The organism is Arthrobacter sp. P2b (assembly GCF_900168295.1).
In the GTDB taxonomy this organism is placed as follows: domain Bacteria; phylum Actinomycetota; class Actinomycetes; order Actinomycetales; family Micrococcaceae; genus Arthrobacter.
Window position 1 is genome coordinate 49732 of the sequence record NZ_FVZL01000009.1, and the last position, 13518, is coordinate 63249.

The 13518-nt window shown below is 66.1% G+C and carries 11 protein-coding genes; 1 reads left to right on the forward strand and 10 read right to left on the reverse strand.

Annotation, left to right across the window (positions count from 1 at the left end):
* Nucleotides 1-525: 525 nt before the first annotated feature.
* On the reverse strand, nt 526-1548 hold the full coding sequence (locus B5520_RS23260; RefSeq protein ID WP_368483727.1) for a Cys-every-fifth RiPP peptide CefA: 1023 nt from the start codon (nt 1546-1548) through the stop codon (nt 526-528).
* Between the two features lie 106 nt (nt 1549-1654).
* A complete protein-coding gene (locus B5520_RS14590) occupies nt 1655-2863 on the reverse strand; it encodes an MFS transporter (RefSeq protein WP_079597803.1) in 1209 nt (402 codons plus the stop codon).
* A gap of 158 nt (nt 2864-3021) precedes the next feature.
* Here B5520_RS14590 and B5520_RS14595 point away from each other — a divergent pair, with 158 nt between their 5' ends.
* Nucleotides 3022-3471 carry a MarR family winged helix-turn-helix transcriptional regulator gene (locus B5520_RS14595; protein WP_079597804.1) on the forward strand — a complete coding sequence of 150 codons (450 nt, stop codon included), beginning with the start codon at nt 3022-3024 and terminating at the stop codon, nt 3469-3471.
* Between the two features lie 76 nt (nt 3472-3547).
* On the opposite strand, the gene B5520_RS14600 is transcribed toward B5520_RS14595, so the two are convergent.
* The 8 genes from B5520_RS14600 to iolC form a co-directional block, all read right to left on the reverse strand.
* Nucleotides 3548-4984, reverse strand: a complete 1437-nt coding sequence (locus tag B5520_RS14600; RefSeq protein ID WP_079597805.1) for a sugar porter family MFS transporter — start codon at nt 4982-4984, stop codon at nt 3548-3550.
* Nucleotides 4981-5856, reverse strand: a complete 876-nt coding sequence (locus B5520_RS14605; RefSeq protein WP_079597806.1) for a sugar phosphate isomerase/epimerase family protein — start codon at nt 5854-5856, stop codon at nt 4981-4983. The genes B5520_RS14600 and B5520_RS14605 overlap by 4 nt, the downstream gene beginning before the upstream one ends.
* Nucleotides 5857-5932: 76 nt before the next feature.
* The gene (locus tag B5520_RS14610; protein WP_079597807.1) at nt 5933-6946 is read right to left on the reverse strand and encodes a Gfo/Idh/MocA family protein; all 1014 of its coding nucleotides are present in this window, start codon (nt 6944-6946) and stop codon (nt 5933-5935) included.
* A gap of 32 nt (nt 6947-6978) precedes the next feature.
* Entirely contained in the window at nt 6979-7890 is a 912-nt protein-coding gene (locus B5520_RS14615; RefSeq protein ID WP_079597808.1) for a sugar phosphate isomerase/epimerase family protein, read from the reverse strand.
* A 67-nt stretch (nt 7891-7957) separates the two neighbouring features.
* On the reverse strand, nt 7958-9472 hold the full coding sequence (locus B5520_RS14620; protein WP_079597809.1) for a CoA-acylating methylmalonate-semialdehyde dehydrogenase: 1515 nt from the start codon (nt 9470-9472) through the stop codon (nt 7958-7960).
* Between the two features lie 33 nt (nt 9473-9505).
* Complete coding sequence (gene iolD / locus B5520_RS14625) at nt 9506-11494, reverse strand: 3D-(3,5/4)-trihydroxycyclohexane-1,2-dione acylhydrolase (decyclizing) (protein ID WP_176156878.1); 1989 nt, start codon at nt 11492-11494, stop codon at nt 9506-9508.
* Between the two features lie 6 nt (nt 11495-11500).
* Nucleotides 11501-12436: a Cgl0159 family (beta/alpha)8-fold protein gene (locus B5520_RS14630; protein ID WP_079597811.1), complete on the reverse strand. Its 936-nt coding sequence runs from the start codon at nt 12434-12436 to the stop codon at nt 11501-11503.
* Complete coding sequence (gene iolC / locus B5520_RS14635; RefSeq protein ID WP_079597812.1) at nt 12433-13473, reverse strand: 5-dehydro-2-deoxygluconokinase; 1041 nt, start codon at nt 13471-13473, stop codon at nt 12433-12435. Before iolC ends, B5520_RS14630 begins: the two co-directional genes overlap by 4 nt.
* Nucleotides 13474-13518: the final 45 nt, after the last annotated feature.

The window sequence follows — 13518 nt, forward strand, 5'->3', positions numbered from 1 at the left end:
GCCGGGCTCAACCAGCTCATCCCGTCCCTTCCGACGCCCCTCGCCGACGTCGTCAACGCATCCGCATCCCAGGAATGCCCCGTGCTGAACGGGCCCCAGGTCTGGGGCGAAGGCAACATCCTTCTCGGCGGCGGTGGCGGCGACGTCCTCGAAGGCCGCGGCGGCAACGATATCATCGACGGCGACCGCTACCTGAGCATCCGGCTCAGCATCCGCACCAACGCTGCAGATGCGTCCACCGAGATCGGCAGCGCCACCTCGATGACCGCCCAGTACCAGCGCACCGCCGACGGCGCCCTCACCGGACCCACGCTCCAGCAGGCGGTGTTCGCAGGGACCGTGGATCCAGCCAACATCATCGTGGTGCGGGAAATCCTGACCTCCGCCGAAGGGACGGACAGCGCGGTCTTCTCGGACCTGGAAGCCAACTACACCATCACCACCACCGGCGGCGACGGCACCATGGGCTCCCCTGGCTCTGTCACCACAGTCACCCACAACGGCGGCGAGGACGGCACGGACACCCTACACAACATCGAAACCCTGGTCTTCGGCGACGGGCTCGACGACGGTGAAGGGGACGGGGTGGAGGATGAGGATCCCGTAGACGTGGATGACGACGTGGACGAAGTCGAAGACGGCGTCGACGGCGGAACCGACGACGGGACCGAGGACGTGACCGAGGACGAGGTCGACGAAGGGACCGACGGCGGAACCGACGACGGTGCCAACGACGGCGTGGATGTCATTCCGGGCGATGGCGAGGTTGTGGTGATCGTTGACCCGGCGCCGGGTACGGATCCAGCTCCCAACCCCGCACCGGTGGATCCCGCTCCGGCCAACCCGAACCCCGCACCAGTGGATTCGGGACCGGTGGACCAGGCACCCGTCGATCCCGCACCCGTGGATTCGGGACCAGTGGACCCGGCACCCGCCGATCCCGCGCCGGTCGACCCCGCACCCGCGGACCCGGCACCCGTCGATCCCGCACCGGTCAACCCGGCACCTGCGAATCCCGCACCGGCAGGCTTCCTCGTCCGGACCGTCGATTCCAACGGTAACCAGGTGGGTGCCATCCAGGCTGCTGAGAACGGCGCCTCGAGGATGGTGGTCCGTGGCCTGGAGAACGGTGCAGCATACCGGTTCCAGGTTGCCCCCGCCGGGGAAGGCGAACCCGTCTTTTCCGAGCTGAGTAAGCCCGTCACCCCCGGCGCCACAGCCGAGGAACGCACCAGGGCTAACCAGCGCGGCACCGTGGAGCGGGATGCGGAAGCACCCTTGGCAGCCGCCGGACAGGACCAGCCGCCGGCTCCGGGCAGTGCACCTTTCGGGGGCACGTTCGGCACGGTGGCACCGATTGCCCTCGCGGCCCTGGCCGGGTACGTTTCCACCGGGCCCGGAGCCGTGGTCGCGGCCATCACCACCGGCGGCCTCCTGGCTGCTGCCGCCTTGTTGGCGTACAAGGTGCTCCGGTATCGGGCCTACGCCAGGAAAGCACTTGCCAACGCGGATGCAGGTCCAAAACCTGAGTAAGTCCGCATAGTCCACGGCATCTTCGCCAATGCCAGGTGTGACCTGCCAGCCAACAGGTTGTGCAGGTCACACCTGGTTAACCCCGGTGCGCAACAGTCCCTGCACTCGGGCCCCGCCGGTATCAGCGGGCGGGAAGTGGGTCACCGGCCCGCTCCGGTACTTCCACCGGACCGGGTGCGTCACTCCGCCTGGCGGCTGCCGCGGCGAAGGCCATCACTGCCAGGCCCAGGAGCGTGATGCCCGCGCCGGCCCAGATCGGCGAAGTGTAGCCAAGCCCCGCGGTGATGGTCACCCCGCCCAGCCACGCGCCCAACGCGTTGCCCACGTTGAATGCACCGATATTGGCGCCGGACGCCAGCGTGGGCGCATTGCTGGCATACTTCATCACCCGCATCTGCAGTCCGGGAACAGTGGCGAAACCGAAGCCGCCCATCAGGACCAGGGAGGCAACCGTCAGCACCTGGTTACCGGCCGTGAGCGCGAAGGCCACCAGAACTGCACCCAGGACGGCGAGCACCACCAGCAGGGTCCGGTCCACATTCCGGTCGGCGGCCTTGCCGCCCAGGGTGTTGCCGGCAAAGAGGCCAACGCCAAACACAATAAGAAGCCACGGCACGGTGGTGGCGGCAAAACCGGACACTTCGGTCAGTGTGTACGCAATGTAGGTGAAGGCCCCGAACATGCCGCCGAATCCCAGGATGGTCACTGCGATGGAGAGCCAGACCTGGCCCGACCGGAAGGCCTGCAGCTCCCGCCGCAGCCCGCCGGCCTGCCCCCTGGTGCCGGCGGTGGCAGGAACAAGTGCCAGGATCCCGGCGAGCGCCACCACGCCAATCACGGTAATGGCCCAAAAGGTGGCGCGCCATCCGGCAGCCTGGCCCAGCAGGGTCCCGAACGGAACACCCAGGACATTGGCTGCCGTCAGGCCGGTGAACATCAGGGCAATGGCGCCTGCCCTCTTCGCCGGCGCCACCATGTCCGCCGCCACAACGGCACCAATGCCGAAGAAAGCGCCGTGGGCAAGGGCTGCAATAACCCTGCCAAGCATCATGGGCCAATAGTCTGACGCCGTTGCCGCCAGCAGGTTCCCCACGATGAACAGGACCAACAGGGTGGCCAGCACGGGTTTCCGGTCGAGACGGGTCACCGCTGCCGTCAGTCCCAGGGCGCCCACCACCACGGCCAGTGCGTAGCCCGAGATGAACCACCCCGCCGATGCCTCGCTGACACCGAAGTCGGCGGCCACCTCGGGCAGCAGCCCCATGATGACGAATTCCGTGAGTCCGATTCCGAACCCGCCGAGGGCAAGGGCCAGTAAACCAGTAGGCATGCGAAATGCTCCTTTGAGCTGTACTCGGTACGGGAAGGCACCTAAGATAGTTGCAGACGCGGTATTTATTGTTGCACGCGCAAATACCCCGCGCAAGCAACTATCCCGCCGCAACCGGTGCGCGGCCTTCCGTGGCCGCCCGTTCAAGGAGCATTGTCATGGGCATCAAGGACGACGCCGTAGAGGTCCGCGCGCAGGGATGGCGGACCCTGGCGGCCCTCCACGGACTGATTGAGAACGAACTGGAGCGGTCACTCCAGGCGCACTCGAAGCTGTCCGTTGTGGAGTACACGGTCCTGGACGCACTCAGCCGCCAGGATGGCTGGCACATGCGCATGCAGCAGCTCGCCCGGGCCACCGCCTTGAGCCCCAGCGCCACAACCCGGCTGGTCAACAGGTTGGAGGACAGGGGACTCCTGACGCGGATTCTTTGCGACGACGACCGGCGCGGAATCTACACCGAACTCACCTCGAGCGGCATCAGCCTTCTCGAAAAAGCCCGGCCGGTTCATGACGAAACGCTGGAACGCGCGTTGGCCGGGGCGCTGGACATCCCCGAACTGGCACCCCTCGTGGACGCCCTGCCAAAGCTGCACGTCCGGGCCTGACACGACAACCACGAGTGCCCCTTTGAGACTGGCTCAAAGGGGCACTCGTCCGTCCCGTGCTGTACGGCGGCTGCTGTTAGAGGCTGCGGCCCACTGCGGCTTCAGGCTTCTTTCCCGCCACGTTTTTGAAGTAGTGCTCCAGGTCTTCCAGGCTCTTGTCCTTGGTCTCCGGGACGTACTTCGCGGCGAAGGCGATGGCGCCGACGCCCAGAACGGCAAATACGAAGAACGTGCTGGAGAGTCCGATGGCGGCCAGGAGCTGCGGGAAGCCGAAGCCCACCAGGAAGTTCACGATCCACAGCACAAACGCGGAAGCACCCATGCCCAGGCCGCGCATCTTGAGCGGAAAAATCTCGGAGAGCATCAGCCAGGTAACCGGTGAGATGGCCCCCTGCTGGAACGCCAGGAAGGTGACCGTCAGCGACAGGATGACGAAGCCGCGGGCGGCGCCCTCGGGCAGGATCAACGAGAACAGGCCGATCAGCAGCAGGGCCGACGTCGTTCCCACCTGGCCGGTGATCAGCATGCGCCGGCGGCCCACCTTGCCCAGCAGCCAGATGCCCACGAACGTCGCAAGCACAGAGATCACGCCGTTGGCGATGTTGGCCGTCAGTGCCGCTTCCCGGCCAAAACCGGACTGTGCCAGGATCTGCGTGCCGTAGTACATGATGGAGTTCACGCCGGTAATTTGCTGGATAACGGCCAGCCCCAGGCCCACGAAGAAGATCCGGCGGAGCCACGGGATGCCGAGGTCCTTCCAGGAACCCATCTTGGACTTGTAGTCCTCAACGGCCATCGCCTTGACCTCTTCGAACTCCGTCCGGGCCTCGGCCTGTGAGCGGATGCGTTGCAGCACACTGAGGGTCTCGCCGAAGCTGCCCATCGACGCCAGCCAGCGCGGGCTCTCCGGCATGAAGTTCATACCGATCCACAGTGCGATGGCGGGAAGCGTCGCGATCACCAGCATCCAGCGCCAGATGCCGCCGGATTCCCCGAAGGTGTTGCCAAGGTAGGCGTTGAAGATGAAGGCCAGCAACTGCCCGGTGACGATCATCAGTTCGTTCTGGGTGACGATCCGGCCGCGGCGCGCGCTTGGCGATACTTCGGCGAGGTAGACGGGCACGGTGACGGACGCGCCGCCGACGGCGAGGCCCAGCACGAACCGGGCGGCGATCATCACCTCGGTGTTGGGGGCGAACGTGCAGGCCAGCGTTCCCACCAGGAAAATGACCGCAAGGACCATGATCATCTTGCGCCGTCCGTTGCGGTCCGCGAGGCGGCCGCCGAACAGGGCACCGAACGCTGCACCGAACAGCAGCGAGGACGTCACCAGCCCTTCGGTCAGGGGAGTCAGCCCCAGGTCCTCCTGCATGTACGGCAGGGCGCCGTTGATCACGCCGGTGTCGTAGCCGAAGAGCAGGCCACCGAACGTGGAGATGATGGTGACGGTCCGGAGCGCCTTCCTGTGATTGGGGGGCTTCGTTCCGGTTGCCGCAGGCGCAGGGCCACTCATTGGCTGACCTTTTGGATGTACTGCTTCATGGCGTCCAGCTGGTAGCGGGAGACGTCCTCGGCGTTCTCGTCCTCGGCGAAGACACTGGACACCATCACGGTGTCGTCCCTGTCAAGGAAGCCGATTTCCTTGAGGCCGCCGAAGAACTCGTCCCAGTTCACGTCGCCGTCGCCGATTTTCAGGTGCTGGTGGACGCGCACGGGGTTGCCCGGCGGGTTGGTGATGTAGCGCAGTCCGTGCGAGGCGTGGTGGTTCATGGTGTCGGCCACGTGCACCAGGCGCAGCTTATCCCCTGCCGCCCGCATGATGTCCAGTGGCTGGTTCTTCATGTGGAAGCTGTGCGATGCCACGTACACTATGCCCACGTTCTTCGAGTTCAGGCCGCGGATCACGCGGATGGCGGCGAGGCCTTCTTCAACAAAATCGTCCGGGTGCGGGTCAATCAGCAGGTCGATGCCCTCCCGCTCGATGATGGGCAGCAGTTCCTCCATGGAGCGGTAGAAGGCCCGCTCGGACTCCTCCGCCTTCTCCGGGCGCCCGCTGAACTCGGTGTTCATGGTGCTGACACCGAGGTCCACGGTGATCTGGATGGCACGCTTCCAATAGCGGACCGCCGCCTCCCGGGCATCCTCATCCGGGCCGGACCAGCGCAGCACAGGCAGGACGGATGCGATTTCGATTCCCGCATCCCTGCAGGCCTTGTTCAGCTGGCCCACCAGTTCATCATCCGCTTTAGGGTGGTTGTAGAAGGGGATGAAGTCCGCGTGCGGGGTCATCTGCATGTACTTGTAGCCGAGGTCCGCAACCACCTTCGGGAACTCGAGCAGGCTGTGCGAGTGGTGGAACGGGGTGGGGTCAAGCGCGATTTTCACGTAAAACACTCCATTGTGGATCAGTTATGGGAGAAGCCGCGAAGGGGACGGACTTTTCCGCCCCCTTCTCCTGCATCTACTTGTACAGGTCGGGCTTGGCGGCCAGCTTCACAGCCACCTTTTCGCCGTTCTTCTGCGCCTCAACGCCGGCTTCACAGCAAGCCGCGGTGGCGTAGCCGTCCCAGGCGGTGGGACCGCCGATTTCGCCGCGAAGTGCGGCATCCACCCATGACTGGATTTCGACGTCGTACGCCGCACCAAAACGTTCTTCGAAGCCCGGGGTGACATTACCGCCCCAGCGGCCGGCGCTGCGGGTGTAGGGGCCCTTGTCGCCGCCGATGCTAACGATGCCTTCTTCGAAGGAAGCCTGGGTGGCCACTTCGTAGCCGAACTTGGCATTGACGTAGATCTCGACGTCGGCCAGGACGCCGGACTCGGTCTCGAGCAGGACGTGCTGGGGATCGTGTTGGCCGGAGGGCGCGTTCTTGGTGGCCTTGCCCAGGCGGACCTGGATGCTGGTGATCTCCTCGCCGGTGAAGAAGCGGATCGCGTCGAACTCGTGGACAACGGAGTCGTTGATCAGCATCTCGTTCGTGAAGCCCTCCGGCGTGGTGGGGTTGCGGTGCTGGTGGTGCAGCATGAGCAGCTCGCCCAGTTCATGGTCGCAGATGATCTTGCCCAGCGAGGCGTACTCTGCGTCGAAGCGGCGCATGAACCCCACCTGGATGCGCTTGTGGCCCAGTTCAATCTCGGCCTGGACGATCTTCCAGGAGGACTCGGCATCCGGCGTGAGGGGCTTTTCGCAGAGGATCGGGATGTCCTTCGCGATCGCCTTGAGCAGGATGTCCTCGTGCAGGAAACCGGGCGTGGCGATGAGCACGGCGTTGACGTCGCCGTTGTTGAGGGCTTTTTCAGCGTCGGCCAGGGCGACGGCGCCCGGGATGCCTTCGATGGCCGCCTGTGCACGGGCCAGGTCAACGTCCACGACGGCGGCAACTTCGGCTCCGTGGATGCGTGTGTGGAGCCGCTGGATATGGTCGGCGCCCATGCGTCCGGCGCCGATGACGGCTACGCGGAGGGTTTCAGTCATTGTTCTGTCCTTTTGAGTGTCTGTGGCGGGGGTTAGCTGACGGCGGTACGGGAGCCGCAGGACAGCAGGTAGTTGCGCGTGCGCTTGGCAATGGGCATGGGCACGTCGAAGGCGACGGGGTACATGTCCTGCTCCACGATGCCGAAGATGGGGCGGTCCAGCGCTTCCACGGCTTCGATGACGGCGCGGAGGTCCGGCAGTCCGTTCGGCGGTTCGGTCATGACGCCGGCCAGGTTGGCGGCCGCCCAGGTCATGTTTTCCTCGTTGACTTTCTTGAGGATCTCCGGATTGATCTGCTTCAGGTGCAGGTAGCCGATCCGGTCCGGGTAGTTCTTGATGAGTTCGAGGCTTGAGGCGCCGCAGTATTCAGCATGTCCGGTGTCCAGGCACAGGTTCAGGTACTGCGGGTCCGTTGCGCCCAGCAGCGTTTCGATGTCCTCCTGCACGCCGACGTGGGAGTCCGCGTGCGAGTGGAACTGCTGCTTCAGGCCGAAGTCCTCCAGCAGGGTCTTGCCCAGGCGGTTGTGCCCGGCGAACAGGTCACCCCAGGCCTTGTCGCTGAGCGTGCCGCTTTCCACGGCTTCGCCGGTAACGTCATCGCGCCACATGGCCGGGATCACCACGATGTGCTCGCCGCCCATGGCTGCCGTCAGTTCAGCCACCTTGCGGGCCGGCTCCCAGGCGGTTTCCCACTGGTCCAGGCCACGGTGGAACGCGGTAAACACGGTGCCGGCGGTGACCTTGAGGTCGCGCTGCTTCAGTTCCTCTGCGAGGCGGGTGGGGTCGGTTGGCAGGTAGCCGTACGGGCCCAGCTCGATCCACTTGTAGCCGGACTCAGCCACTTCGTCGAGGAAGCGCTCCCATGGCGTCTGCTTGGGGTCGTCCGGGAACCACACACCCCAGGAGTCCGGAGCGGTGCCGATGATCAGTTTGTTCTCAGTCATTTTCACTCCTTTTGGTTTCGACAGGCTCAACCACCGGTGGTTGAGCCTGTCGAAACCAAGGCGGTTATTAGTTCGACGGGAAGTTGTAGGAGGCGCCGGAGGCGTGGTGGGTTTCAGGCCAGCGGGAGGTGATGACCTTGCCGCGGGTGTAGAAGGAGACGCCTTCGGGTCCGTAGATGTGCTTGTCACCGAAAAGCGAGGCTTTCCAGCCGCCGAAGGAGTGGTAGGCCACGGGGACGGGCAGGGGCACGTTGATGCCGATCATGCCGACGGTGACGGAGCGCTGGAACTTGCGGGCGGCTGCGCCGGAGGAGGTGAAGATGGCGGTGCCGTTGCCGTAGGGGTTGGCGTTGATCAGCGTGATGCCGTCTTCGAGGGTGTCGACCCGGACCACCACCAGGACGGGTCCGAAGATTTCCTCGGTGTACGCGGTCATTCCGGTCTTGACGTGGTCGATGACGGTGGGGCCCACCCAGAAGCCGTCTTCGTGGCCGGGGACCACCAGGTCGCGGCCGTCCACCACCATGGCGGCGCCGGCCTGTTCTGCTTCGGTGACGATTCGCACGATGCGTTCCTTGGAGGCGGGCGTGATGACCGGGCCCATTTCGGCGTCGGGCGCGGTGCCGTTGTTGACCTTGACAGCCAGGGCGCGTTCTTCGACCTTCTTGACGATGAGGTCCGCGGCGTCACCGACGGCGACGGCGACGGAAATGGCCATGCAGCGTTCACCTGCGGAGCCGAACGCTGCGGCGGCGAGGTGGTCGGCAGCGTTGTCCAGGTCGGCGTCGGGCATGACGATGGCGTGGTTCTTGGCCCCGCCGAGGGCCTGGACGCGCTTGCCGTGCTTCGTGGCGGTCTCGTGGACGTACTGCGCGATCGGGGTGGAGCCGACGAAGGAGATGCCGTCAACGTCCGGGTGGGTCAGCAGCCCGTCCACGGTTTCCTTGTCACCGTGCAGGACCTGGAACACCCCGTCAGGCAGGCCCGCCTGCTTCCACAGCTTGGCCAGCAGCATGGAGGCGGAGGGGTCCCGTTCGGAGGGCTTGAGGATGAAGGCGTTGCCGGTGGCGATCGCCATCGGCGCCATCCAGAGCGGCACCATGACGGGGAAGTTGAACGGCGTGATGCCGGCAACAACGCCGAGGGGTTCACGGAAGTTGAACACGTCGATCCCGGTGGAGACCTGGTCGGAGTAGTCGCCCTTGAGCAGGGTGGGGATGCCGCAGGCGTATTCGATGACTTCCAGGCCGCGGCCGATTTCGCCCTTGGCGTCGGAGAGGACCTTGCCGTGCTCGGCGGTGATGAGGGCGGCCAGTTCGTCGACGTGGGCTGCGACGAGTTCGCGGAATTTGAAGAGCACGGCGGTGCGCTTGGCCAGGGAGATGTCGCCCCAGGTATCGGCGGCCGTGCGGGCGGCGGCAACGGTGGCGTCCAGGTCTGCGCGGTTGGCCAGCCGCAGCTCCGCGGTGACCTGCCCGGTGGCCGGGTTGTAGACGGACGTGGTGCGGTCACCCTCCCCGGCAGTTTCGGCGCCGTTGATGAAGTGGTGGATCGTGGTGGTCTCAGTGGTGGTGGCAGTCATGGGGACTCTTCCTTGAGTGGTGAAGGGGGAACGTCAGCCCAGCAGTTTGCGCTGGCGGTTCTTGTGGTCGGTGTAGGTCTGGAAGGCCTGTTTCGTGGAGTCCAGTTCGGAGACCTGGGAGACGGGAACGTCCCACCAGGACTCGGAGCTGGGCGCGTCCAGCAGGGGATCGGATTCGACGTGGATCAGGATTGGACCGCCGCGTTCCGGTGCGGCCTTGGCGTCGCGGATGGCCTGTTCGAGTTCGGCGATAACCTTCTCCCCCGGCTCGATCCGGATGACCTTCACACCCAGGGACTCGGCGTTCAGGGCCAGGTCCACCGGAAGGGTTTCGCCCTCGTCGAAGCTGTGCTGTTCCTCGTTCAGCGCCCGGTACTGGGTACCGAACCGCTGGGAACCGAGCATCTCCGAGAGCGAGCCGATGGAGGCGTAGCCATGGTTCTGGATCAGGACCACGATCAGCTTGATGCGTTCGGCGACGGCGGTGACCAGTTCGGTGTGCATCATCAGGTAGGAGCCGTCCCCTACCATCACGACGACGTCCCGCACCTCGGAGGTTTCCGTCCCGCCGGCGCCGCCTGCCGCCGTCGTCCTGGCCGCCTCGGCGAGGGCCGCGCGCTTCACGCCGAGGCCGCCCGGGATCTCATAACCCATGCAGGAGTACGCATACTCCACGTGGTAGCCGAACGGGTCCCGGACCCGCCACATCTTGTGCAGGTCCCCGGGCAGGGACCCGGCCGCGCAGATCACCACGTCGCGGGCGTCCATGGCCCGGGAGGTGGCGCCGATGATTTCATTTTGCGCCGGCAGCGGGGTGTGGCGGGTGTCGAAGGCCTCGTCCACGGTGGCATCCCAGCGCTTCTTCTCAGAAGCCACCGTCTGTTCCAGGTCGGCGCCCACGCGGTAGCCGCCGAGGGCGGCGTTGAGCTTGACCAGTGCCTTGCGGGCGTCGGCGACGATGGGAAGCGTGGTCCCGTGCTTGTAGGCGTCGATCGGTGCGACGTTGACGTTGATGAAACGCACGTCAGGGTTCTGGAACGCCGTGCGGGACGCGGTGGTGAAGTCCTCGTAGCGGGTGCCGATGCCGATGATCAGGTCCGCCTCGGCAGCGATGGCGTTCGCCGCCGTCGTCCCCGTGGAGCCAATCGCGCCAAGGGAGAACGGGTGGTCCCACGGCAGGACGCCGACGCCGGCCTGGGTGTTGCCCACCGGGATACCGGTCAGCTCGACAAACTTCGCAAGCTCCTCGTTGGCGTAGGCGTACAGGACGCCGCCGCCGGCGATGATCAGCGGCCGTTTCGCGGCCCGGATGGCCTCGGCGGCGCGGGCGATGTCGTCGTCGTCCGCGTCCGGGCGGCGGATCCGCCATTCCCGTTCTGCCAGAAACTCCTCCGGGACGTCGAAGGCCTCAGCCTGGACGTCCTGGGGCAGCGAGATGGTTACGGCGCCGGTCTCGGCGGGGTCGGTCAGGACGCGCAGGCCGTGGTGGAACGCGGAGAACAGCTGCTCGGGCCGGTTAACCCGGTCGAAGAACTTGGAGAGCGGCCGGAACGCGTCATTCACCGTCAGGTCGTAGGCGTAGGGCTGCTCCAGCTGCTGCAGGACCGGGTCCGCGGCGCGGGTAGCGAACGTGTCGGACGGCAGCAGCAGTACCGGGAGGCGGTTGGTGGTGGCCAGCGCGGCGCCGGTGAGCAGGTTCGAAGAGCCCGGGCCGATGGAGGTGCTGACCGCGAAGGTCTGGCGGCGGCGGGTGTGCCGGGCGTAGCCCACGGCCTGGTGGACCTGGGCCTGTTCGTTCCGGCCCTGGTAGTACGGCATGATGGCCGGGTCCAGCTGCTGGTACTGCTTCAGGGCCTGGCCCACCCCGGCAACGTTGCCGTGCCCGAAAATGCCGAACGTTCCCGGGATCAGCCGCTCACGGTAGGCAACACCGTTGATGGCATCGACCGTGTACTGCTTCGAAAGGTACTCGACGACCGCCTGCGCCACCGTCATCCTGCGTGTTCCTGTTGTTGTTCCCATGGGAAGCTACTCCGATACTTCTGCGGTGTGGTGAAGAAGGGAAGCGGCCGTGGCGACAGCGCCGGCCACATCCCCGTCCTGGGGGTAGAGCAGGGTGCGGCCCACGGTCAGGCCCTGAACCCCCGGCAACGCCAGGGCGGCCTGCCAGCTGGCGAAGACCTCGTCCTGGGTACCGGCCGGATCCCCGCCCAGCAACACGGTGGGCATGGTGGTGGCGGCCATGACGCGTTCCATCCCGGCAACCACCGGCAGCTTCATCCAGGTGTAGGCGCTGGTGGAACCCAGGCCCTCGGCAATGGCGATGGACTTGATCACGGCGTTGGTGGACAGGTCATTGCGGACCCGCCCGTTTTCGCGGACGGAGAGGAATGGCTCCACCATCGCGATCAGCTTGCGCTCCGCCAGGGAATCGATGGCCTTGGCGGTGGCCTCCAGGGTCACCACCGTGTCCGGGTCACCCAGGCAGATCCGGGTGAGCATCTTGCCGCCGTCAGCGCCCAGAGCTTCCAGGGCGGCAGCGGTGTGGCCGGTGAACCGGTCATCGAATTCGTTGACCAGTCCGGACAGCCCGCCCCGGTTCATGGAACCAAAGACCAGCTTGCCCTCGAGTGCGCCCAGCAGCAGCAGGTCATCCATGATGTCCGGAGACGCCAGGATTCCGTCCACGGCGGGGTTGGACAGCGCGATCTGCAGCCGGTCCAGCAGCTGGCGGCGGTCCGCCATGGCCACCGGGTCCGCGCCGACCGCGAGGGCCCCGCGGGCCGGGTGGTCCGCTGCCACGATGAAGTTCTGCCGGCCGGACTTCACGCCGGGATGGCGGCGGCGGGACGCGGCGGCACGGGCCACCGCGTCCGGGTCCTCCAGCCGGATGACGCTCAGGTGTTCATAGCGACGGGGATCGTCGTTGACAGCCTGGTTGGCGGCGATAGGGGTGAGGGTCACAGTGCTGCTCCTTCGGTGGCAAGCTGGGCAGCGGCATCAGGAACAGGGGCGCCGGGAACAGTACCCGGAACCGGTCGGCCGCGTTCGGCCAGCAGTGAGGTGACCTCATCCGGCGTCGGCATGGCATCCGCGCAGGACACGCGGGAGGCGACAATCGCGCCGGCGGCGTTGGCGTAGTCCAGGACCTGGGCCAGCGGCCAGCCGGACAGCAGACCATGGCAGAAGGCGCCGCCGAAGGAGTCACCTGCGCCCAGGCCGTTCACGGTTTCCACGGGGACCGGGGCGGACACCACGCGCTCGGTGCGGGTCTTGGCCATCACGCCGTCAGGGCCGAGCTTGACGACGGCGATCTCGACGCCGGCGGCGAGCAGCCGGTCGGCCTGCTCATCGGGCGTGCCCTCACCGACGGCGACGGCGCATTCCTTGTCGTTGCCGATGGCGACCGTCACGTGCGGCAGGATCCTGGCCACCTCCGCGCGGGCCTCGTCCTCCGATGCCCAGAACATCGGCCGGTAATCCAGGTCCAGGATGGTGAACTGCCCCTCGGCCAGGCGGGTCCGCGGACGTGCCTCATGCGCTGCAATGTGCGCACTGCGGCTGGGCTCCTGGCACAGGCCGGTCACGGTGGACCAGAAGATCCCCGCCTCGCGGATGGCGTCCAGGTCCAGCTCGGAAGCCTGGATCTGCAGGTCCGGCGCGGTGGGAAACCGGCCATAGAAGTAGAGCGGGAACTCGTCCGTCGCCGGCTTGATGGCACAGAAGGTGACCGCCGTGGGGTACTCCTTCACGGGAGCGACGAAGGAATCGTCGACGTTGAACTTGTGCAGTTCCCGGTGCAGGTACTTGCCGAAGGCGTCGTCCCCGGTACGGGTGATCACGCCTGCGCGGCGGCCGTGCCGGGCAGCCGCAACGGCGACGTTGGACGGCGAACCGCCGAGGTATTTCCCGAAGGACGAAACGTCCTCCAGGTCCACCCCGATATCGTTCGGGTAGATATCAACGCTGATGCGCCCGATCGTAAGAAGCTCGTGGGTCACGGTGATCGCGGACCTTTCTGGTGTGGAACTCTGGACCTCTGAAGT